At 36.1% G+C, this 21720-nt stretch carries 21 protein-coding genes; 4 read left to right on the top strand and 17 right to left on the bottom strand.

Annotation, left to right across the window (positions count from 1 at the left end; all coding sequences use genetic code 11):
- Positions 1-69: 69 nt before the first annotated feature.
- The 14 genes from LACWKB10_RS08455 to LACWKB10_RS08520 all read right to left on the bottom strand — a co-directional run bounded on the left by LACWKB10_RS08455 (position 70) and on the right by LACWKB10_RS08520 (position 11227).
- Entirely contained in the window at positions 70-300 is a 231-nt protein-coding gene (locus LACWKB10_RS08455; protein WP_034981184.1) for a DUF1146 family protein, read from the bottom strand.
- Positions 301-374: 74 nt separating this feature from the next.
- Positions 375-812: a F0F1 ATP synthase subunit epsilon gene (locus LACWKB10_RS08460; RefSeq protein ID WP_034981186.1), complete on the bottom strand. Its 438-nt coding sequence runs from the start codon at positions 810-812 to the stop codon at positions 375-377.
- A gap of 11 nt (positions 813-823) precedes the next feature.
- Positions 824-2263, bottom strand: coding sequence for a F0F1 ATP synthase subunit beta (gene atpD, locus LACWKB10_RS08465; RefSeq protein WP_034981189.1), 1440 nt, complete (start codon positions 2261-2263; stop codon positions 824-826).
- Positions 2264-2285: 22 nt separating this feature from the next.
- Positions 2286-3248 (bottom strand): F0F1 ATP synthase subunit gamma, encoded by a 963-nt coding sequence (locus LACWKB10_RS08470; protein ID WP_034981191.1) that lies wholly within the window; start codon positions 3246-3248, stop codon positions 2286-2288.
- 11 nt (positions 3249-3259) lie between these two features.
- Positions 3260-4771, bottom strand: coding sequence for a F0F1 ATP synthase subunit alpha (atpA, locus tag LACWKB10_RS08475; protein ID WP_034981193.1), 1512 nt, complete (start codon positions 4769-4771; stop codon positions 3260-3262).
- A gap of 14 nt (positions 4772-4785) precedes the next feature.
- Positions 4786-5334 (bottom strand): ATP synthase F1 subunit delta, encoded by a 549-nt coding sequence (gene atpH, locus LACWKB10_RS08480; RefSeq protein ID WP_034981195.1) that lies wholly within the window; start codon positions 5332-5334, stop codon positions 4786-4788.
- Entirely contained in the window at positions 5334-5846 is a 513-nt protein-coding gene (gene atpF / locus LACWKB10_RS08485) for a F0F1 ATP synthase subunit B (RefSeq protein WP_034981197.1), read from the bottom strand. The genes atpH and atpF overlap by 1 nt, the downstream gene beginning before the upstream one ends.
- Positions 5847-5888: 42 nt before the next feature.
- Positions 5889-6113, bottom strand: coding sequence for a F0F1 ATP synthase subunit C (atpE, locus tag LACWKB10_RS08490; RefSeq protein WP_034981200.1), 225 nt, complete (start codon positions 6111-6113; stop codon positions 5889-5891).
- A gap of 18 nt (positions 6114-6131) precedes the next feature.
- Positions 6132-6845: a F0F1 ATP synthase subunit A gene (atpB, locus tag LACWKB10_RS08495; protein ID WP_034981202.1), complete on the bottom strand. Its 714-nt coding sequence runs from the start codon at positions 6843-6845 to the stop codon at positions 6132-6134.
- A 117-nt stretch (positions 6846-6962) separates the two neighbouring features.
- Complete coding sequence (gene upp, locus LACWKB10_RS08500) at positions 6963-7592, bottom strand: uracil phosphoribosyltransferase (RefSeq protein WP_034981204.1); 630 nt, start codon at positions 7590-7592, stop codon at positions 6963-6965.
- 84 nt (positions 7593-7676) lie between these two features.
- The gene (locus tag LACWKB10_RS08505; protein WP_034981239.1) at positions 7677-8681 is read right to left on the bottom strand and encodes an L-threonylcarbamoyladenylate synthase; all 1005 of its coding nucleotides are present in this window, start codon (positions 8679-8681) and stop codon (positions 7677-7679) included.
- Positions 8681-9529 (bottom strand): peptide chain release factor N(5)-glutamine methyltransferase, encoded by an 849-nt coding sequence (gene prmC / locus LACWKB10_RS08510; protein WP_034981207.1) that lies wholly within the window; start codon positions 9527-9529, stop codon positions 8681-8683. Before prmC ends, LACWKB10_RS08505 begins: the two co-directional genes overlap by 1 nt.
- Complete coding sequence (gene prfA / locus LACWKB10_RS08515) at positions 9522-10610, bottom strand: peptide chain release factor 1 (RefSeq protein WP_034981210.1); 1089 nt, start codon at positions 10608-10610, stop codon at positions 9522-9524. Before prfA ends, prmC begins: the two co-directional genes overlap by 8 nt.
- Before the next feature lie 17 nt (positions 10611-10627).
- Positions 10628-11227, bottom strand: coding sequence for a thymidine kinase (locus tag LACWKB10_RS08520; RefSeq protein ID WP_034981214.1), 600 nt, complete (start codon positions 11225-11227; stop codon positions 10628-10630).
- 143 nt (positions 11228-11370) lie between these two features.
- Here LACWKB10_RS08520 and LACWKB10_RS08525 point away from each other — a divergent pair, with 143 nt between their 5' ends.
- The gene (locus tag LACWKB10_RS08525) at positions 11371-12723 is read left to right on the top strand and encodes a Mur ligase family protein (protein WP_034981216.1); all 1353 of its coding nucleotides are present in this window, start codon (positions 11371-11373) and stop codon (positions 12721-12723) included.
- A gap of 65 nt (positions 12724-12788) precedes the next feature.
- Here the strand turns inward: LACWKB10_RS08525 and LACWKB10_RS08530 are convergent, their stop codons facing one another.
- A complete protein-coding gene (locus LACWKB10_RS08530; RefSeq protein WP_034981218.1) occupies positions 12789-14390 on the bottom strand; it encodes an ABC transporter ATP-binding protein in 1602 nt (533 codons plus the stop codon).
- A gap of 448 nt (positions 14391-14838) precedes the next feature.
- Between LACWKB10_RS08530 and LACWKB10_RS08535 the strand changes: the two genes are divergently transcribed.
- Both LACWKB10_RS08535 and LACWKB10_RS08540 read left to right on the top strand, forming a co-directional pair.
- Complete coding sequence (locus tag LACWKB10_RS08535; protein WP_034981220.1) at positions 14839-15666, top strand: PRD domain-containing protein; 828 nt, start codon at positions 14839-14841, stop codon at positions 15664-15666.
- A 12-nt stretch (positions 15667-15678) separates the two neighbouring features.
- A complete protein-coding gene (locus LACWKB10_RS08540) occupies positions 15679-17550 on the top strand; it encodes a beta-glucoside-specific PTS transporter subunit IIABC (RefSeq protein WP_034981222.1) in 1872 nt (623 codons plus the stop codon).
- A gap of 64 nt (positions 17551-17614) precedes the next feature.
- On the opposite strand, the gene LACWKB10_RS10410 is transcribed toward LACWKB10_RS08540, so the two are convergent.
- Both LACWKB10_RS10410 and LACWKB10_RS09920 read right to left on the bottom strand, forming a co-directional pair.
- Entirely contained in the window at positions 17615-17821 is a 207-nt protein-coding gene (locus LACWKB10_RS10410) for an SLAP domain-containing protein (RefSeq protein WP_081945377.1), read from the bottom strand.
- The gene (locus tag LACWKB10_RS09920; protein ID WP_052060369.1) at positions 17788-18942 is read right to left on the bottom strand and encodes a BspA family leucine-rich repeat surface protein; all 1155 of its coding nucleotides are present in this window, start codon (positions 18940-18942) and stop codon (positions 17788-17790) included. The genes LACWKB10_RS10410 and LACWKB10_RS09920 overlap by 34 nt, the downstream gene beginning before the upstream one ends.
- A 970-nt stretch (positions 18943-19912) precedes the next feature.
- On the opposite strand from LACWKB10_RS09920, the gene LACWKB10_RS08550 reads away from it, so the two are divergent.
- Positions 19913-21703: an AAA family ATPase gene (locus LACWKB10_RS08550; protein ID WP_052060370.1), complete on the top strand. Its 1791-nt coding sequence runs from the start codon at positions 19913-19915 to the stop codon at positions 21701-21703.
- Positions 21704-21720 lie beyond the last annotated feature (17 nt).

Genomic DNA, 21720 nt, shown 5'->3' on the forward strand with positions numbered 1-21720 from the left:
TCATATTCAATGTATATTTTACCATAAAGATTTCAAGTTTGTTTGCGACTTTATCCGCTTTACCAAGTCTTAAAAGAAATTACTTAATTGCAAAGAAGTATCAATTAATGTGATGAAAAAATTACCAACAAGAAAACCTAGAGCAATCGCAGCAAAAATCAACAATAGCTGTGCTTCGAAGATCCTGTTTTTACGAATTATTTTTTCAATACGGACGCTTTTCATAATTTGAAAGGACAAACCGATTGTAATTAAATAAATTACTATACTAATTAGGGCGTGAACGCCAAGTTGAAACATATTCTTTCTCGCTTTTTCTTAAGTCACAATAAAAGCGGACGCACAAAGCAGTGCATCCGCTTAAAACTTTAGTTCTATTTGTCTGAATTGTAAACACTTATTCGATTGACGGCTCTTCTTAATGCAACCTGTGCCCTCTCAAGTGATCGCTGGTCGTGAGCAGCTTGAGCTTTTTTCAGTGCATTTTGTGCACGTTCTCTAGCTGCTTTAGCCCGAGATACATCAATATTGCCTGCTCGTTCAGCACTGTCAGCAATAATCGTAGCTACATTATTAGAAAATTCAAAGTAGCCACCGCTAACAGCAATGTGATTGACAATATTGTTCATTTCGCGGCTTCTTTTGACCTTAATCTCACCAATTGCCAGTGGAGTCAATATTGGCAAGTGATTGTACATCACTGAACGTTGACCGTCAATTGCTCTCATTTCCACAATACTAGAGTGGTGAGAAAAAATCAGTCCATCTGGAGTTACAACATTTACCATAAAAAGTTTTTCTGGATCTGCCATTTGACATCACCTTACTTTTCTAATAATGCTTTAGCTTCTGGATCACTAGGAGTTACACCCATTTGCTCAGCCTTCTTTAAAACATCTTCAATTCGGCCTACACTACGGAATGCGTCTTCAGGAAGATCATCTAAGTGACCATCCAAAATCATCTTAAAGCCTTTAATTGTTTCCTTAATTGGAACATAAGAACCAGGCACACCTGTAAATTGCTCTGCCACAAAGAAGTTTTGTGATAAGAAAAACTGTACTTTACGAGCACGGCTAACAATGACCTTTTCCTCGTCAGACAATTCATCCATTCCCAAAACTGAAATGATATCTTGCAATTCATGGTAACGTTGCAAAATATGCTGTACCCTTGTTGCCACTTCATAATGTTCTTGACCAACAATTTCAGGGTCCAAAGCACTGGAGGTTGACTGCAACGGGTCAACGGCCGGGTAAATACCTTGCTCAACTAAGCTACGTTCCAAGTTGGTGGTAGCGTCAAGGTGAGCAAAAGTAGTAGCTGGAGCCGGGTCAGTATAGTCATCGGCCGGCACATAAACCGCCTGAATCGAAGTAATAGAACCCTTCTTAGTTGAAGTAATTCTTTCCTGCAGCTGTCCCATTTCAGTAGCTAAAGTTGGCTGATAACCAACGGCACTAGGCATACGTCCTAACAGAGCGGAAACCTCGGAACCAGCCTGAGTAAACCGGAAAATGTTATCAATAAAGAGCAACACGTCTTGACCTTCAACGTCTCTGAAGTATTCAGCTAAAGTAAGTCCAGTCAATGCTACTCGCATTCTGGCACCAGGCGGCTCGTTCATTTGACCAAAGACCATGGCTGTCTTGCTTAAAACGCCAGATGCTTTCATTTCAAAGTAAAGGTCATTACCTTCACGTGTTCTTTCACCGACACCGGTAAAGACAGAAATACCACCATGTTCTTGGGCAATGTTGTGGATTAGTTCCTGAATGATCGTGGTCTTACCAACACCGGCACCACCGAACAATCCAACTTTTCCGCCTCGAACATAAGGTTCAAGCAAATCAATAACTTTAATACCAGTTTCAAGAATCTCTTGACTTGTAGTTAACTCATCATATTTAGGAGCATTCTTATGAATGCTGTCACGAGCATGATCTTTGTCAAATTTAGGACCATTATCAATAGGCTGACCTAAAACATTGAAGACACGACCTAAAGTATCATTACCAACAGGTACAGAAATAGGTCCACCTGTGTCTTCGACTTTCATGCCGCGCCTAAGACCATTGGTAGATTCCATGGCTATCGTTCTTAAAACGCCATCGCCAAGTTCCAAGGTAACTTCAAGAACAACAGATTCATCGTCCGACTTAACGACGCGCAAAGCATTGTCAATATCAGGCAGATTTTTGTCAAGCGGAAATCTGACATCGACAACTGGGCCGATTACTTGAACAACTTCACCTTCACTCAAAACATCTACCTCCTTTTCTTAATTATTTCAAAGCATTAGCACCACTGACAATTTCAGTAATTTCAGTAGTGATTTCTGCTTGTCTTGCACGGTTTAATTTAGTAGTTAAACTCGAAACCAAATCATCAACGTTGTCCGTAGCACTCTGCATTGCAGTCATTGAACTGGCATGTTCTGCAGTTTTTGCATCCAGAATAGCTCCGTAAATTGTAGAACGGGCATATTGAGGAATTAGTGTCGTTAAAACGGCATTAACATCAGGTTCGATATCGTATTCTAAGTCTTTATGAGCTTCAGCTTCTTTGACACCAATATCAATGTCAACGATCGGCAACATTTTTTCAACCCGAAATGCAGATGATAATGAGTTAATGTGGTGAGTGTAACAAACATACAGCTCATCATAAACTCCGTTCAAATACATTTTGATCGCAGTTGAAACAATAGGCAAAACCTCATCGAAAGTTGGTACATCACTAATGCTGTCATTTTCATACACAACATTGAGATTGTTTTTCTTGAAAAAATCTGCACCAACCGAACCAACGGCTAAGACTTTAACATCTTTATGTTCAACTTTTGAATCCTCAAACAGACCCATCATGTTTTTAATGACGGCACTGTTATATGATCCGACTAGACCACGGTCACCGGTAATAACCAAATAACCGGTAGAATTGATCTTTTTACGTGCCTGAACCATATCAGAAACGATCCCTAAACCAAAGACGTTTTCATAATCAATTTTGCCAATGCTGTCTTCGTCAATTGCTACATGCTCTTTACGCAAGTGATTGACTACCTCGGCACTCATCAAACGTGATAAAGTTTGTCGCACATGATCATTATAAATCGTGTAACCTTTATCCCGTTTTTCTGTTTGGTTTAATTTCGATGCCGAAACCATTCTCATGGCTTCGGTAATTTTACCAGTTTGCTTAACTGAAGCTATTTTTTTCTTCAACGCAAGTAAAGATGCAGGCATATAACTACCTCCTATTTATTACTTGGTGAAAAACTATCCGCAAATTTAGAAATTGCTTCCTGCAATTTCTTTTCATCTGGCAGGTCACCAGTCTTACGAATATGTTCTAGTAAATCTGCGTGATTAGTATCGAAGTTGTCGTATAACTCTTTTTCAAACTTGGCAATATCATCAACTGGAACAGAATCAAGATAGCCATGAGTTAAAGCGTAAAGAATGACAACTTGCTTTTCAACCGCAATTGGCGTATGTAAAGGCTGTTTCAAAACTTCAACGACTCTTCGTCCACGATTCAGTTTGGCTTGAGTTGCCTGATCCAAATCGCTGCCAAATTGAGCAAAGCTTTCAAGTTCATGGTAAGCTGCCAAGTCCGTACGAAGCGTACCAGCAACTTTCTTCATAGCCTTAATTTGAGCACTACCACCAACACGAGAAACTGAGTTACCAGCATCAATAGCTGGACGAGTACCAGCAAAGAACAAATCACTTTGCAGGAAAATTTGTCCGTCAGTAATTGAAATTACGTTAGTTGGAATATATGCCGAAATATCTCCTGCTTCAGTTTGAATAAACGGAATAGCAGTCATTGAGCCGCCACCAAGTTTATCACTCAATTTTGCACTACGTTCTAGTAAACGAGAGTGCAGATAGAAGACATCACCAGGATAAGCTTCACGACCAGGCGGACGACGGAGAAGCAAAGAAAGTTCACGGTAAGCAACGGCTTGTTTTGACAGGTCATCGAAGACTACCAAAACATCCTTGCCATTGTACATGAATTCTTCGCCCATAGCCGTTCCGGCATATGGTGCTATATACAGCATTGGTGCCGGTTCACTTGGACCAGCTTCAACTACAATTGTATAATCCATTGCGCCAAAGCGCTTTAACGTTTCTACTTGTGATCTGACAGTTGATTCCTTTTGACCAATAAAGACATAAATACAAATAACATCTTGTCCTTTTTGACTCAAAATTGTATCAATTGCCAAACTTGTTTTACCAGTCTTACGGTCACCAATAATTAACTCACGTTGACCTCGACCGATTGGCACCAAAGCATCAATGGCTTTGATACCTGTTTGCAGCGGCTGATTAACTGACTGGCGTTCCATAACACCCGGTGCCGAAGACTCGATTGGACGAGTCTTTGACGTTTTAATTTCGCCAAGTCCATCAACTGGCTGACCTAATGGGTTTACAACGCGACCAATTAGTGCATCTCCAACCGGCACACGCATAATTTCACCGGTTCTTTTGACTTGGTCACCTTCACGAATATCATCAAAATTGCCCAAAATAATGATACCAACATCATTTGATTCAAGGTTTTGTGCAATACCATAAGAACCATTGTCAAATTCCAATAGCTCGTTGGCCAAAACATTGTTCAATCCGTGAGCCCGGGCGATACCATCACCTATGTAAGTAACAACGCCGACTTCATTAATGTCGAGTTTGTCATCATAGTGTTCAAGCTGCTGCTTGATTAAAGAGCTAATCTCTTCTGCTTTTATGCTCAATGGTTTCACCTCTTTTAATTTTTATTAACTAACTGCGCACGAATCTTTTTCAGTTTGTTTTTGACTGACCCATCGATTACGCAATCGCCAACTTTTAAAATTACACCGCCAATAATATTTTGGTCAACCACATTAGTGAGAATGACTTTTTGCAAATTATATTTTTGGGCGTAACCAGCACCTAATTTTTGTAATTGCTCCTGATCCAGTGGCACTGCTGAAACAGCAACGCCGGTTTCAATTTTTTGACTTTTATTATATAAATCATTGAAACAATTTATAATATCAGGCAATTCCAAAAAATGATCATAGTCTAACAATAAATTCAAAAAATTCTGAACTTCTTTAGTCAGACCCTGCTCAATCGCAGAAAGCGACTTTGCTTTTTCAGCACTGTTAAAAATTGGATCGCTAAAAACTTTCAAAATTTGCGGATATTCTGAGATGGCTTGTGCCAGTTCCTGCAAATCTGCATGAACTGAAGCCAAGGCATCCATATCTTCTGCATAATCAAATAGTGCAGTACCATAGCGTGCAGCAATTTCTGCTTTACTTAAGGCCATTATTTATTCAGCCCCTTAATAAATTGATCAACCAAATCTTTTTGGTCATCAGCAGATAAATTCTTAGAAATCACTTTTTCCGCAATCGTTACAGAAATATCTGCAACTTGTGCACGAGCTTCATCTAAGGCATCAGCCTTTGCCTGAGCAGCATCAGCTTTTGCTTTTTCATGAATAGAAGCCGCATTATCATTTGCTTCTGCCACAATTTGCGTACTGGTTTTCTCAGCACTTGCCTTTGCGTCAGTCAGAATTTGCGTTGCTTCTTGTCTTGAGTTCTTCAAGGCAGCTTCACGCTCATTAGCCAAAACCTCGGCCTTTTTGCGATTGTCTGCAGCTGAATCAAGATCACTAATTACCTTTTGTCGTCTTTTTTCCATCATGTCGGAAACAGGTCCCCAGGCATAATGTTTAACCAAAATAAGCAAAATTGCGAAAACAATTAAATACCAAAGAGTATTTCCAAGGTAAATGTGACCTGCTGAGGCTGCAAATAAAATTTGAAATGTCATTTACTGCCCTTCTCTCTTTTACCTAAATTATTTTAAATAAAATTAAACGAAGAGAATCAGGAAAGCAACAACAATCGCCAAAATAGGAACGGCTTCAATCAGACCAACACCAATGAACATTGTTGATCTTAAGTTACCAGCGCTTTCTGGTTGACGAGCCATGCTCTCAACTGTCTTAGTAATAACTTTACCGTTACCCCAGGAAGCTGCTAAAGCAGCGATACCAGCTACGATAGCTGCTGAGATATATTTAAAAGCTTGTGACATGTTTAAACCTCCAAAAAATTATTCTTTTGTAACCTTTTTTCCGACATAGACCATGGATAAAGTTACGAAAACATATGCCTGGATAGAGCCAATGAAGACAGAGAATCCTTGCCAGATCATAGCTAACGGTGCTGCTAAAACCAAAGTGATAACACCAAAGCTAGGAGCAAAGCTATTACCTATTAAAGTTAATAACACTTCACCTGCGTAGATATTACCATATAAACGCAAAGATAATGTCAAGAAGTTAGTGACCTCTTCAATCATATTAATGGGAAACAGGAAACTAACAGGTTCAGCATAATTACGCCAGTAGCCACCAGTACCGAATTTTTGCATTCCGAATGTAAATGAAAGAAGCAAGGTCATCATTGCAAACGACATTGTCGTCACCGGATCTGCTGTGGGAGATTTAACAAAAATATTGTCCCCCGCTTTAACCTCTAGGAAGAGGCCCAACTGGTTCATGAACCAAATGTAGATGAACAGAACAAAAGCATAAAGCGAAAGGTGCTTTCGCGCATCAACATCACTGACATTGTCTTTAACAATACCATCAGTGAAGTCTATCAAATATTCCATGATATTTTGCTTTTTATTCGGTTTCATCTCAACTTTTCGTGATAACCAAATGCAGACAAACAATACTACAGCTGCCATTAAAGTTGAGCCGATGATCCCAGAAAGATCAAATGTCAAACCCAGAAATTTAAAAACAAATGATTGCTCCAATTCTTCGTGACCTCCCTTCTCGTGCCCAAATTATCGAACACTCATACAATATTAACACCATTCAATAATTTTGTGAAAAATGTAAGCGTATTTTGCAATTAATTTACCTAAAAACAGTTATTTAGTACCAAATAATCTGTCGCCTGCATCTCCCAAACCTGGCGTAATATAGCCATTTGGCAGCAATTTTTCGTCTTCTGCGGCAGCATAGATATCAACGTCCGGATTTTCTTTTTGAATAGCCTTTACACCTTCAGGAGCAGCTACCAGTACAGCCAGTTTGATATCTTTGACGCCACGCTTTTTAAGCGCACCAATCGCCATATTAGCAGAACCACCAGTAGCAAGCATTGGATCAACTACCAAACATTCGCGTTCGGCAACATCTTTTGGCATTTTACAGAAATATTCATGTGGCGTAAGTGTTTCTTCATCCCGATACATGCCAATTACTCCAACTTTAGCCGAAGGAATCATTTCCATAACACCATTAAGCATACCAATACCGGCACGTAAAATTGGCACAATAGTCAATTTTTTGCCGGCAATTTCTTTTTGTGTGGTCTTGCCAATTGGTGTTTCAATTTCAACATCTTTTAGCGGCAAATCTCTGGTAATTTCATAAGTCATCAGTCCCCCGATTTCACCGACTATCCGCCGAAATTCGTTGGAACTTGTCTCCTTACGCCTAATAATTGTTAACTTGTGTTGAATTAACGGATGATTCAAAACCGTAAATTTGCCCATCTTTTTCCTCCTATAAACATAATTACGTTTACGAGTATTTTAATAAAAAAAACAAAGGGTTTAAAGTCCTTTGCTAGTAAATTTTTATTTTGCCATATAATGATGACCTGCAGCAGCCTTATTAAGCCGATTCATGTAGGCTAAGGTATCTTCGCTGCCGTTAAATCCCTGCACAAAAATTTGTTTAATTTCGGGCTTATCATCGAAGTAACGCAAACCCCCGAACAAGTTATGATCGGCATCAGCTAAATTTTTGCCTAGATTAAATTTATTAACTGCCGGTAAGTTGATTTTGTTAAGCACATCGTTTAAAGCCATTACGCCTGTTGCACTCGTCAATTCAATATTTGCAAAATCCTGCGGATCATCTACAACGACTACAGGAGCACTAGGAGCATAATGGCGATATTTCATTCCCGGAGCTTTTGGAACATCCTTATCAGAAACCTTGCCGCTGTTAATTAAAACTTTTTCTCCCAAGGCATTGCTCAACTCTTCCGGTGTTATTGCACCCGGACGTAAAACGACTGGAGTTGGAACAGAGAGGTCAATAATTGTTGATTCCAACCCCACTTCTGTAGGTCCGCCATCAATAATCCCTGCAATTTTACCTTTTAAGTCATGATAAACATGCTGGGCAGTAGTTGGGCTGGGCTTAGTTGATGTGTTTGCAGAAGGCCCGACAATTGGATAACCCAATTTACTGATCAATTCATGAGTCAGAGCATCATGAGGGCAACGAAAAGCCACGGTGTCAAGACCACCGGTGACAGCTTTAGGCAAACTGTCAGGTTTAACATATAGCAAGAGAGTTAGCGGACCAGGCCAAAATTTTTTAATTAATTTTTGAGCACGTTCCGTAACTTCTTTGGCATATTTAGACATCATTTGAGCATCAGAGACTGTCACAATTAAGGGATTGTCACTGGGACGACCTTTAGCTGCGTATACATTTTTAACGGCTTGCTCATTTGTAGCAATCGCACCTAAGCCATAAACGGTTTCAGTGGGAAAAGCAACTAACTCCCCTTCAGCAAGCAACTTTACTGCATCATCTATTTGATCCTGTGAAAAAATTTTTGTTTCCATCATTTATTCCACTTTCCCTTAACCATACGCGGTTTCCCGGCTAAATCTTTTTTAAATTCAATGTTAAAATCAGGCAATTCTTGAGCAAATAATTCAGCCAGCTGGTCTTTTTCGCTAAAGCCAAACTCCAGGAAAAATTCTCCGCCACTATTTAAGTGATCGCGCACCTGTTTAACAAATTTCTGATAAAATTCAATGCCGTTTTTACCACCAAAAAGCGCTTCTTTTGGTTCATTTTGCAGAACATTTTGGTCCATCACGTCTTTTTCTGTTTCCTTAATATAGGGTGGATTAGAAATTATTTTATCGAATTTTTCCAGTCCGATTAAGATATTGGCTTTGCGGACTGTTACATCCACTTTATGAATCAAAAAGTTTTCTTCACTTGTTCTTAAGGCAGCATCGGTGACATCAGAAGCGTATAAATCAAGATTCGTAATTTGCTTTTTGGCAGCTTCTTTAGCTAGGGCTACAGTAATGCATCCAGAACCAGTACCTAAATCAAGCACCTTGTCACCATTATCTAGATCCTGCAGAGTCCATTCAACCAATTCTTCTGTTTCAAAGCGGGGTATTAAGACGCCGCGTTTTACTAAAATCTTGTAGCCAAAAAACCAGGAATAACCCAAAATATACTGAGGTGATATTCCTTTAGCCAGCTTGCGCACATCATTTTGTGCCTGTTTAACCTGCTGCGGCGTTAGTTCCATATCTTGTTTTAACTGGAACTCACTTGGACTCAGCTGCAATCTTTCAGCCAACAAAAAAGCGATGTCTTCCGGCCTTTCTTCTGGTGCCGTTTCCGCAGCCCAGATTCTCAGACTCTTTAAAGTGTCAATCTTAGACATTTTGTTCAGCCAGCTCCTCTAATTGCTTAGTTTGGTTATACAAAATCAAAGCATCAATTATTTCGTCAAGTTCACCATTCATTACCCTGTCAAGTTTATTAAGCGTCAAGCCGATACGATGATCAGTCACACGGTTTTGCGGGTAGTTATAAGTTCTGATGCGCTCTGATCTATCACCGGTCCCGACAGCATTTTTGCGTTTAGCATCATATTGATCCCGATTTTGACTTTCATAATAATCATAGACACGAGATTTTAAAATCTGCATCGCTTTTTCCCGGTTTTGCTGCTGACTACGTTGATCCTGCATTGCGACAACGATTCCTGTCGGCAAGTGCGTCATACGCACAGCACTCGATGTTTTGTTAATATGCTGACCGCCGGCACCACTAGAACGGTAGACATCAACTCTAATATCTTTGGGATCTAAATCAAGGTCAACCTGCTCATATTCGGGCATTACGGCAACAGTTGCCGTTGAAGTATGAACACGACCTTGAGATTCAGTTACAGGAACACGTTGTACGCGGTGCGCTCCGTTTTCATATTTAAGTTTTGAATAAACCTTATTGCCAGTAATCATAATGGCAACCCGTTTGTAACCGCCAACTTCGGTTGGTTCACTGTCGACAATAGAAACCTGCCAGTTTTGTCTTTCTGCATATTTTTCATACATTCTGAGCAAATCACCGGCAAATAAGGAAGCTTCATCCCCACCAGCTGCTCCCCTGATTTCCATAATGATATCTTTGTCATCATTAGGATCCTTTGGCAGCATTAAAATCTTGATTTCATCTTCCAGTTTGTCAATATCCTGCTCTAAATCTTCATTTTCTTCTTTAGCCATTTCTACCAAATCAGAATCATTTTCATTAGCAATAATATCCTTATTATCGGAGATTTCTTTTTTATCAGCCTTGTATTTACGATATTTTTCAACTACATCTCGCAAATCTGCCTCTTCTTTAGAAACCTCCATGTACCTTTTAGTATCATTGATAACTTCTGGGTCAGCCATCATTTCTTGTAATTCATCATAATGAGCAACAAGACTTTCAAGCTGTGCCATAATCTTATCCATGTTGTTCTAATCCCTTCCTATCTTTCTTGCTCCGGGTGAAAATAATGAAACCGACAAACCGGGTAATAACTTTCATCCCCGCCAATTTGAACCTGTTCGCCTTCATAAACCGGTTTACCATTGTGTATCCGCTGATTCATTGTAGCCTTTCTACCGCAGTAGTGGCAAATCGTTTTGATCTCTTTTATTTTATCAGCAAAAATTAATAAATTCTTGGTTCCTTCAAATAAATTATTTTGGAAGTCGTTTTTTAAGCCAAATGTCATTACCGGAATACCCAAATCGTCCACTATTTGTGCGCATTCTACGACATGATGACGTTCCAAAAACTGAGCTTCATCAACAAACACGCAGGCAATCGCACCATCTCCACGTGCTTTTTCCTGCTCATTCAACTTTTTTATATAAGCAAAAATATCAAAATCATGGTCAATCGGAACTGCCTTTCTGTGAAGTCCAATTCTTGAGGCCACAGTTCCAACTCCGCTACGATCATCGATCTTACTGGTTAACAAAGCGATTTTACGACCTTGAGCTTCATAGTTATGAGCATCCTTTAGTATCTCTAAAGTTTTGCCACTGCTCATCGTGCCATACTCAAAAAATAATTGTGCCATTTTTGCTCCTTTGTTTCATTTAAATTCACCTAACTAATCTAGTATAATGTAAAAATAAAATATGTGTAGTTAAATGGTTAAAAACTCGTTTTCAATTTGTGGCTATGCTATAGTTGATAGTGATTTTAAAGCGAGGGAAGAATATGAGTTTTAAGTCTGTAATAGCAAAAAGCGCGGGTAAATCAAGTTACTGGTTTTTACATAATGTTTTAAAAGGCGGTACCAGTTTTCCCGGCAAGTTGGCAATGGACCTGGATCCTGAAATTTTAAAAACACTAGCTGAAGGATATGAAACTGTAGTTGTTACCGGTACAAATGGCAAGACCATGACTACAGCTTTGATCGTGGCTGCACTAAGAGAAAAATATGGCGACGTTTTGACCAATCCATCGGGTTCCAACATGCAACAAGGAATTGTGACGGCCTTTTTAGCACACAAAAAGAAAAAATCTTCAAGACCAATTGCAGTGTTAGAAGTTGACGAAGCAAATGTCAAAATGGTGACGGAACTGCTTCATCCCAGCGTTTTTGTTTTAACCAATATTTTTCGCGACCAAATGGATCGCTATGGTGAAATCTACACTACATACGATAAAATTGTTGAAGGAATCAAACTGGCACCTGAGGCGACTATTATTGCCAATGGTGATGCCAGTATCTTTTCTTCAGTCGACTTACCTAATCCTAAAATTTTTTATGGCTTTAAACTGCTTAGTGATGAGCCGCAAAATGACGGCAAGGCTCCTGTCAATACCGATGGCATCTTATGCCCTAAGTGTGATCATATCTTACATTATCATGAACGAATTTATGCCAACTTGGGAGATTTTTTCTGTCCTAACTGCAACTATCAAAGACCCGAATTAACATATTCTGTTAACAAAATTATTGAGCAGTCACCAAATAAACTCAAATTTCAAATGGGCAAAAAAGACTACAGCATTAACATTGGCGGAACTTACAATATTTATAATGCTCTAGCTGCCTATTCTGTGGCACGCTATTTTGACCTGAGCGAAGAAGAAATTGCTCAGGCTTTTGCAAAAAACAAGCGGATTTTTGGCAGACAAGAATTAATTAAATATGAAGGAAAAGAGATTGACCTTATCTTAGTTAAAAATCCGGTTGGTCTAGATGAAGTGCTGCACATGCTTAACACTGAAAAAGATGATTATTCATTAGTAGCCTTGCTTAATGCCAACCACGCTGACGGAATCGACACTTCCTGGATTTGGGATGGTCAGTTTGAAGACCTCAACCATAAGCAAATTAAAAGAATTCTGGTAGGTGGAGAACGCTGGCACGACATGGGCTTTCGTCTGGAAGTTGCCGGTTTTGACCCGGGTAAAATGGTTACCTGCACCGACAATGAGGAAGTAATTGCCAATATTGCTAACTTACCAACGAAAAAGGTTTACATTTTGTCTACCTATACTGCTATGCTCTCTTTACGCAAGACTATGGCTGAGAAAAAAATGATTAAGGCTGGGATGTAAAAAGTAGCAATAATATAAATTGAAAACCCGTAAAGTGTTTAAATGAAGCATTTTGCGGGTTATTTTTATTTTGTATTTTGTGCTAAGTTAAAGATCTTGACGTTGTTTTCTTGCGCTATTTTTTCGTTAAAATTGTGAGCCACTTCAATAACAATTGAAGGCAGTTGGTAAATTAAGCGGTGTACTTCATCAGCATTTTGATGATCCAGGCTAGAGGTAATTTCATCTAGTAAAAAGATCTTCTTATGACGCAGCAGTCCTCTGGCAACAGCCAGTCTCTGCGCTTGTCCACCGGAAAGGTTTTTGCCTTGTTCCTTAATTTCAAAATCCAGTGCCTTGCTGCCTAGCTCTTTGTATAAACCTACCTTTTTCAAAGAAGCAACTAATTCTTCGTCTGTGAAATTTTGCAAAAGAGAAAGATTTTCCCGAATCGTTCCTGCAAATAACCAGATATTCTGTGAAATAAACACAAAATCTGAATATTTCAATTTGTGTCCGCCAAATTTCACATCACCCATTTCAATTGGAATGTATCCTGCTATTGCATTTAGCAAAGTCGATTTGCCAACACCCGAGGGTCCAGTAATAATCATTTTTTCGTTTTCATTTAGGCTTAAAGACAGGTTTTTAAAAATTTCTCGGTCACCACGTTTAACCGACAGGTTTTCAACAACCAGTTTATTGCCAGCGACTGGCTGGGCAATTTCTTGATCCGTTTTTGTTTCAGTCCAAGAAATCTTTCTAATTCCTTCTGTACTTTGAATTTGAGTTTCAAAATTAGTCAGTTGCCGAAAGCCACCAACCACGTGATCCGCAGTAAGAGTCAAGGTAAGAATCGTACTTACTGTGACCCCTAAAATGTTGTTTTTGGCCATCCAAAGACCTATGAAAATCGGAGTTAAAGTTATTAATATGGCAAATAACCAGGAAATAAATTGCAGAACATATTGGAAAGCATTCAATTGGTAATATCTTTGTTCCTCATCGTACAAAGAATGATCAAATCTCTGCATAAATAGTTTTTTAACGCCAAAATTCGTAATTTCAAAACGCCCTGCAAATAAGTCACGCGTAATCGCTAAAAAATTGGAATTAGAATGACTCCACATGTCTGTCTTAATTTTCATCTTTTCTTTTCCTAAATAACTGGGAAGAAGCGACATGAAGGAAAGAGCCAAATAAATCAGACCTAAAACCGGATTAGTCATTAATACTACAACTGTAGAAGATATCACTGTCATCAAACTTTGAAAAAGAAATAGAAGCGGTTCAAAATACTTTTCTTCTATCTGTTTGGAAATACTAGTCATGTTGTTCAAAACTTCAGATGAATCCAAGTTAGGATTGTTAAATGAACTGGCAAAATTTGCCCTAAAATAAATGCCTTTTATCTTTTCATTTAAAGTCTGAATTGCTTTTTGCATTAACAGGCTAAATAAGAAAAGAGAAACATAAACGGTTAAATATGATAAAACTGCGGCTATGCCAAATACGATCAAACTGTGACCATCTTTGACGTTAAGTCTGGGAATATAACCTAAAATATAACCATTTAGTACTCCTTCAAAAGAACTGGTAACGCCAAAGATAAATAAACAAAGTATCATCCAGGGATTAAGATTGCTCAAAACCCATTTTAGTGTGACATTTACCTCTTTTTTGTTCATATTTTTACCCCATCTTTAGCTTTAGTTATTTAGTTTGTAATTATAGCAAAATTAAAAACAAATGACTATCAGATGTGAGTAAGAGGTCGATTTTTTCAGCTAAGTGGTTTAAAAAATAAGTGAATGTAGTATGAACGTAATTGCTAAATGCAGATGTTTTTAAACAAAGTACTCGGCAAGCAAGTTTTTGCTATTGGTAAATCAAGCAACTAGTCAAAAGCAAGTGGCGAAAAAAAGAGTTTATTGACCTACTTTTTGCAACTTAGTTTTTAAAAATTTACAATTTATAAAAGCGCTTGCATAATTGAAAAACTTCTGCTATATTTATCTTGTTAATGATAGCGTATGTAACTGGTAATGCAGGCAAGACTACATTGATGACTAAAATTTAGTTTTAAATCTTAGTTATTATTGTTGTTTTTGTCTGCTTTTTTAGTGGCAAACAAAAATGAATAAGATAAAGAAAATACTTAACGTTAATGTTGTTGTTATTGAACAAGATGGTACAGAGTATATTGCTTTTGGGAAAGGAATAGGATATCATGCAAAAATCAATCAAGTTATACCCGATGAAAAAATAAGCCGTATTTATACTTCAGTAGACAATAGTAAGCAAAATGAGCTAATTCAATCTTTGAAAAAAATACCTGCAAATATTATTAAAACAACAGAAGAAATTGTTGAATTTGCGGAGAAGTTTTTAAATGAGAAGCTGGATGCAAGTATTTTCTATTCACTTTCAGATCACTTATATTTTGCCACTCAAAGATTAGAGCAAAATTTAACTCTGGGAAATAGAATATACTTAGAAATGAAAACCTATTTTAAAGATGAGTTTAAAATAGGTATATTCTCACTAAATATTATTGAAAAAAATTTAGGCATCAAGATGCCACAAGAAGAAGCGGCAAACATAGCTTTTCATATTATAAATGCATCAAGCAAAGATGAAAGCAGTAATGTCTTAGAAATTTCCAGAATGATTGATAACATTTTACAAACTTTACGAGTTATTAGTCACGGAAAGTTAAAGTATGAGGGAATAAATTACGATCGCTTTGTGACACACATAAAGTTTTTTGCAGAAAGATATATAAATGATCAAATGTTTGCGGATGACCCTACTTTACTCGAAAAGGTGTCTGATTTATATCCCGAAGCAAGTAAAATTGCTTTTAAACTGAAGCAAACTTTAGAAGTGATATATACCAAAAGAATTTCAAAGGAAGAATTAGCTTATCTTATTATTCATATTCACAGAGTAATGATGTATTAAAGGAGAATGTATATGAGAAGCAATAAAGAAGTGACTGATTTAATAGTTGAAAATATTGGAGGGGCAAATAATATTTCAAGTATGTATCATTGTGCCACCCGCATTCGCTTTAATCTAAAAGATAAAACGAAATTCAACTATCAGTTTTTAAGAGAACAACCAGAAATTTTAGGCGCGGTCCAGTCTGGAGAAGAGTCACAAGTTATAATTGGTGCAAAAGTTGGTGAATATTTTAGGCAAATTCAAAAAGATTACCATATTTCAAGTGAAAATGATGAGTCTAACAAAATCGAAAAAAATAAAGTCGGCTGGTTTAGGCGATTAATTAATGTTCTAGTGGGAATAATGGCTCCAATCATCACTGCTTTAATAGCTGGTGGTATGTTTAAAGTTATTATTTCTATCTTAACTACTTTTAATTTAATCTCACTAAAATCTCAAAGCTACGCCATTTTGAGTTTTATGGCCGATGCAGTATTTTACTTTTTACCTGTGATGCTGGCAGTAAGTGCTGCTGAATATTTTAAAACCAATAAGTTCTTGTCCATTGCAATTGCTGGTGTTTTATTGCATCCAAACTGGGCGGCTATGGTAGCTGCAGGCAAGCCTGTTGCACTTTTCGGCATTCCTGTTACTTTGGCTTCATATAGCAGCACTGTAATTCCAATAATTCTCTGCATTTGGATTCAGTCATACGTTGAAAAATTTGCAGAAAAAGTTTCACCAAATGTTATCAAAACCATGCTAAAGCCATTACTTATATTCTTAATTATGGCGCCACTTGCTTTAATTCTAATTGGACCTATAGGATCTTGGTTAGGTGATTTATTAGCACTTTTAGTTAACTCACTTAACAAATATGTACCTTGGCTAGTGCCAACTCTTATGGGCACCTTCACCCCACTTCTGGTTATGGTAGGTATGCATGTGGCTCTGACACCTCTAGCCTCTCTGGGATTTGCCAGTGCAGCAAGAAGTGAAAACGTGCAAGGACCCGGTATGCTTGCTTCAAATATAGCTCAAGCTGGCTGTTCTTTTGCAATTGCGGTAAAAGACAAAACTCCTAGAAACAGACAAATTGCAACGTCTGCAGGAATTACTGCCCTTTCTGGTATTACCGAACCTGCACTTTATGGTGTCACCTTAAAATACAAGCGTGCTCTATATGCTGTCATGGCGGCGGGTGGAATTGCCGGTTTTTATGCTGGAATTACCAAAGTTGTTCGCTATTCTTTTGGCTCTCCTGGTATTTTCACTATCGTAAACTTTATTGGTAAGCCGGGCAATTTCGTTAATGCGATTATAACTGGGGTTTTAGGCTTTGTATTAGCTTTTGTTTTTACTTACCTATTTGTCAAAATCGATCAGCCTGTGACCAAAAGCAATTTAGAAAATAGCACAGGAAATACAATAACTAGTAACAATATTGATAATTCTGAAGAAGTTGTCAGTGCACCTGTTGATGGTAAAGTCGTTGCTCTAGATCAAGTGAATGATGAAGTCTTTTCTTCTGAATCTTTGGGTTCAGGAGTTGGAATTATTCCAATCAGTGATTTGATAGTTTCACCAGTAAATGGAAAGATCACAGTTGCATATAAAACAGGTCATGCCATTGGAATTACCACCCCTCTTGGTAATGAATATCTAATTCACATTGGCATAAATACTGTTAACCTTAAAGGAAAGCACTTCAAAGTTCTTACTAAAGAGGGACAAGAAGTCAAAAAAGGTGATCCTCTAGTTCAAGTTGATTTTGAAGCTATCAAAAAAGAGGGCTATGATCCAACAGTAATGGTCATTGCTTTAGACAAAAAGAATGACCAATTAACCTTCTTTTCTAAAGATAATGTCACAATTGACAATGAAATTTTCAAAATCAATTAAAATGTAATTTAACGAACACAGAAAAAGCATAATTCTTAGAAGTGAATTATGCTTTTTGATTATCTTAAAAGTTTGCTTTCTTAACAAATCTATTTTTATCTACAATGTAATATTTTTTATTCTTAATTTTGACGGGATCACCATATGTTTTTACAGTTGATCCTTTTTTCAAAACTTTCTTATTCTTGCGATCACCATACTGATTATAAATATAGGCACTATGTTTTAATTTACGGACTAAAGGATCAACATTACCGGCAGCAATGTATATTTTATGTTGCTATTGTCCTTATCATTTAGAACGTAAAAATTGCGTCCGCTGATAGTCGTTTTACCACAGGTCATTAGTTTCGAACCAATTTTTAAAATAATTTGGTTTGCACGATTACCAGTATTGTCATAAAGATAAGCATTGTGCATCAACACTACAGTTTTTTCAGTGCTTGAACCGTTATTATTGTTTTCGTCTTTGTCCTTATTTTCATCATTATTTTCCACTGGATTTGTCGGCTCAACCAGAACGGGATTAGGAGCAAGATAATTATTGTCGGCATCATCTGGTGGTGTTACTAGTTTTTTCCAAGTATAAGTGCCCGGCTTGAGAGATCCATCTTGACTTTTTTGAATTAATTCAGCAGTAGTTAGTTGAGGTTCGTTATTATTATTGATTAATCGCCATTTGTTGATAAAGCTCTCTTTATTCGGTGTTTTTTCAGGATTTGGTTGCCCCAAAGCCACATCGGTACTTAATTTTGTTTTTGATCCTAAAACTAAAGTAGTTATACCTGGTGCGTATTGGTATACAACCTTACCGTTCACTATAGTCCCCACTGGTAGAGTCAAATCATTTGCCAGCATATTTTTTATATTGGGATTTTGGGTAGTATCAAACGAACTCAAATCCAAGTAGTTGAGGCTGATCAAATAACTAAGCATATCTCCCATGTCTGTCACTTTTTCAGTATTGAAATGACTTAAATCAAGTTCAGTTAAACTATAATCACCATGAAACATATTTTTCATTGACGTTACAGAACTGGTATTAAGATTTTTGACTCCATCAATTTTAGTAAGATTTGCACAGCCATTAAACATGTAACTCATATCAGTAACTGCAGAAGTGTCCCAGCTTGATAAATCCAGAGACTTAATTTTACTGGCATAAAACATCCCTTTCATACTAGTTACTTCTGAAGTATCAATGTTACTCAGACCACTAATCTCTGTGAGATTTATTAAACGCTCATCCTTTACAAATCGAAACCAATAGCCAAAGTCTCCTACTAGTTTTAAATGTTGGTCAAATTGAATCTTCTTTACGTTTTTTAAAATATCTGGGTCTGCAAATGCGCCCGCACCATTGTCTGCATCCTTAATTTTACCGGCACCCACTTTTAATGTGTTATTTGAAGGATCATAACTCCATTCAGGACACTTTCTCTCTAAAAAAATTGGAAGTAGTAGATTTATTCCATTTAATAGCTTAGTAGTTACTTTTTAAATGTTAGTGAATGGAATCAGTATAAATAAATACTTTTTTGATTAGCAACTACAAAACTTATTTTCTAACGACCTTATTAATCGGTTAAAGCAATTCAACTATTTATATAAGATAATATAGCTATAAAATGAATAATTTTTAATATTAATAAATATTTTAAATTTGAATGAACAAAAATGAAGTAATATTTGCTTACATTTTATAGATATATTAGGATAGTTATGTATTAATTAATAATATGTATACTTTTAAGTTGAAAAAAATGTGATAAAATTAATTTTGGATAGATGATAGAATCCTATTTTCGAACAAAGAAAAAGCAAATTTAATATTAATAAAATAATATTCGATTAACCAAAATCTAAAAATATGCTTTTTATAAAAAGTGTTTTTTTGATTCAATAACTTAATATATAAATATTATGTAAAATGAGCTTTAATAATTCTCTATGTAAAAAATTAGCTTAATATGGTTTTTTAACGATAACTGCATTTAAAATTTATTTTTATTCAAATTTTTAGTTTCATTATTTTAAATAATGAGGTAATTATATGAGTAATCAAAATATCATTATGTATGTCATTGGTGATAACCCTATATAAATGATAATGATATAAATTATTTTATTTCTACTAAGTTTGATAAATATTTTTCTTTTTTAATGTTTCTTAACTAATATTTAAATAGTTCAAGTGTTAAGATTAACATCTGAGTTATGCTTCTTAGATAATGATTAAAAGACATATTATTTGTGTCCTTTAATCAGAGACATGCACCACTTTTTAAACAAATAGGTATTAAAATATCAGTAAAGTTAGGTAATCATTTTTGATGAAGATTTGTAATAAAGGGGAAAAGACATGGGATTTATAAATAAATTTTGTATTGATTATTTTAGAAAATTTAAAAAATCAGAAAATAAATATGATTGTGATTTCAAACTTGGTTCTAGAATAACCGTTATATCTGGTGTTAATGGAGTTGGAAAATCAAGCCTACTATCTCTAATTGCTTCAACAACTGGGACAAAAGAAAAACGATTAAATGGCACAAATTTTCATCCTGAATTTAATGAGTTTTTTAAAATATCACCGAAAGAAGATTTTAAAAACTATAGGATGTTAGTTGATTTTGATTATAAAGGTCAAACATTCACTAAAAGAATAGGATTTAAAGATGATACGGAATCTGGACGTGGTATCAGACCAATTCCTCGTACTGGCGTACCAAGAGGCAGTAAAGTTAAAGTAGAAGAAGCTGGTAGGGAACTAAAAGAAAAGCTAGATATTGGAAAAGATCAACGCGTACCAATACCTACAATATATTTAAGTTTATCTAGACTTTATCCGATAGGCGAACACGGTGCAACATTAAAAAATAAGTATAGCAGAATAAACAGAAATTCAAAAATAATTAAAAATAAACTTAATAAAATGTATTTTAAATTCTATAATGCCGTTCTTCCAGGATCAATAGATTCCGAAAATAATGGAATGGTATTCGTAACAAAAGGGGTTACAAAAAAATCTTATCTTAAAATGCATCTTAATAATACAACGAATGAAACTATATCTGTAGGTGAAGACAACCTTAGCGCTATAATTTCTAGTCTCATAGACTTTTATAATCTGAAACTTCAAAACGGCAAAAATTATATTGGTGGAATTTTATGTATTGATGAAATAGATGCTTCACTACATGCAAGTGCTGTAATAAAATTATTTACCCTTCTAAAAATATTGAGCGATAAAAATAAATTAAATTTACAAATAATTCTAACTTCTCATTCCTTAACAGTTTTAAAACAAATATTAAAATTACAAAAAAAGCACCCTAAAGATTATCGCCTTGTATATTTTAAAGATAGGAACATTCCCGCCCCTGCTAATTTTGACGATTATGCGTCATTGAGAGCAAATCTTTATGATAAAGTTTGCTTCCATTATCCTAAAGTTAAAATATATACTGAAGACGATTTTACAGCAAATACATTGGAAGCTTTAATAATGGCTTTTAATAATATAACAGCAGCTCAAAATAATCAGACAGTTCTTCCCAAATATGAACTTATACCAATGTATTTAGGTAAGGATCAGTTAAGGAGACTTCCATCTTTAGATAATGAAATTTTTAAAAAAGCAGTTATTTTATTAGACGGTGATGGTCACCTTAATTGTGAACTTGATATTTCTAAAGCATACAAAGGGAATAACTTAGATTTAGATTATTTAAATGGTTTAGATAAAAAAGATAAAAAGCAATTTAATGAAGTTTCTTTACCCGGGTTTCTCCCCCCAGAATTATTTTTATTCAATATAATAAAAGAATATGCAAATAACCCTCTCACCTATAACGATTTCTGGAGAAATTTAAGATCATATACTTCAGATCAAGTACAAAACCTATTCAAAACAAACTGTACTCAAATAGATACTGACTTTTTTAAGAAATTTTTAAAAGGTCAAAAACACGAAGGATCTAAAGAATTGGGTAAAACTCAAAAAGAAATTATAAAGTTTGTAAATACTACGGATATACTTACAGATTACTACAGTCAACAAAATAATAAAGATGAGTTATTTGCTTTTATAAATGACTTTTCCAAAAAGGTAATAAAAGCAAGTGAAATCATAAAAAGTGACATGATTTAATTAGTTCTGGCCAAATT

The sequence above is a fragment of the Lactobacillus sp. wkB10 genome (genome assembly GCF_000760615.1).
In the GTDB taxonomy this organism is placed as follows: Bacteria; Bacillota; Bacilli; order Lactobacillales; family Lactobacillaceae; genus Lactobacillus; species Lactobacillus huangpiensis.

Coding starts and splice junctions, on each gene's coding strand:
- LACWKB10_RS08455 (WP_034981184.1), bottom strand. CDS start 300: ATGTTTCAACTTGGCGTTCACGCCCTAATTAGTATAGTAATTTATTTA.
- LACWKB10_RS08460 (WP_034981186.1), bottom strand. CDS start 812: ATGGCAGATCCAGAAAAACTTTTTATGGTAAATGTTGTAACTCCAGAT.
- LACWKB10_RS08470 (WP_034981191.1), bottom strand. CDS start 3,248: ATGCCTGCATCTTTACTTGCGTTGAAGAAAAAAATAGCTTCAGTTAAG.
- atpH (WP_034981195.1), bottom strand. CDS start 5,334: ATGGCCTTAAGTAAAGCAGAAATTGCTGCACGCTATGGTACTGCACTA.
- atpF (WP_034981197.1), bottom strand. CDS start 5,846: ATGACATTTCAAATTTTATTTGCAGCCTCAGCAGGTCACATTTACCTT.
- atpE (WP_034981200.1), bottom strand. CDS start 6,113: ATGTCACAAGCTTTTAAATATATCTCAGCAGCTATCGTAGCTGGTATC.
- upp (WP_034981204.1), bottom strand. CDS start 7,592: ATGGGCAAATTTACGGTTTTGAATCATCCGTTAATTCAACACAAGTTA.
- LACWKB10_RS08505 (WP_034981239.1), bottom strand. CDS start 8,681: ATGGAAACAAAAATTTTTTCACAGGATCAAATAGATGATGCAGTAAAG.
- prmC (WP_034981207.1), bottom strand. CDS start 9,529: ATGTCTAAGATTGACACTTTAAAGAGTCTGAGAATCTGGGCTGCGGAA.
- prfA (WP_034981210.1), bottom strand. CDS start 10,610: ATGGATAAGATTATGGCACAGCTTGAAAGTCTTGTTGCTCATTATGAT.
- LACWKB10_RS08520 (WP_034981214.1), bottom strand. CDS start 11,227: ATGGCACAATTATTTTTTGAGTATGGCACGATGAGCAGTGGCAAAACT.
- LACWKB10_RS08525 (WP_034981216.1), top strand. CDS start 11,371: ATGAGTTTTAAGTCTGTAATAGCAAAAAGCGCGGGTAAATCAAGTTAC.
- LACWKB10_RS08530 (WP_034981218.1), bottom strand. CDS start 14,390: ATGAACAAAAAAGAGGTAAATGTCACACTAAAATGGGTTTTGAGCAAT.
- LACWKB10_RS08535 (WP_034981220.1), top strand. CDS start 14,839: ATGAATAAGATAAAGAAAATACTTAACGTTAATGTTGTTGTTATTGAA.
- LACWKB10_RS08540 (WP_034981222.1), top strand. CDS start 15,679: ATGAGAAGCAATAAAGAAGTGACTGATTTAATAGTTGAAAATATTGGA.
- LACWKB10_RS08550 (WP_052060370.1), top strand. CDS start 19,913: ATGGGATTTATAAATAAATTTTGTATTGATTATTTTAGAAAATTTAAA.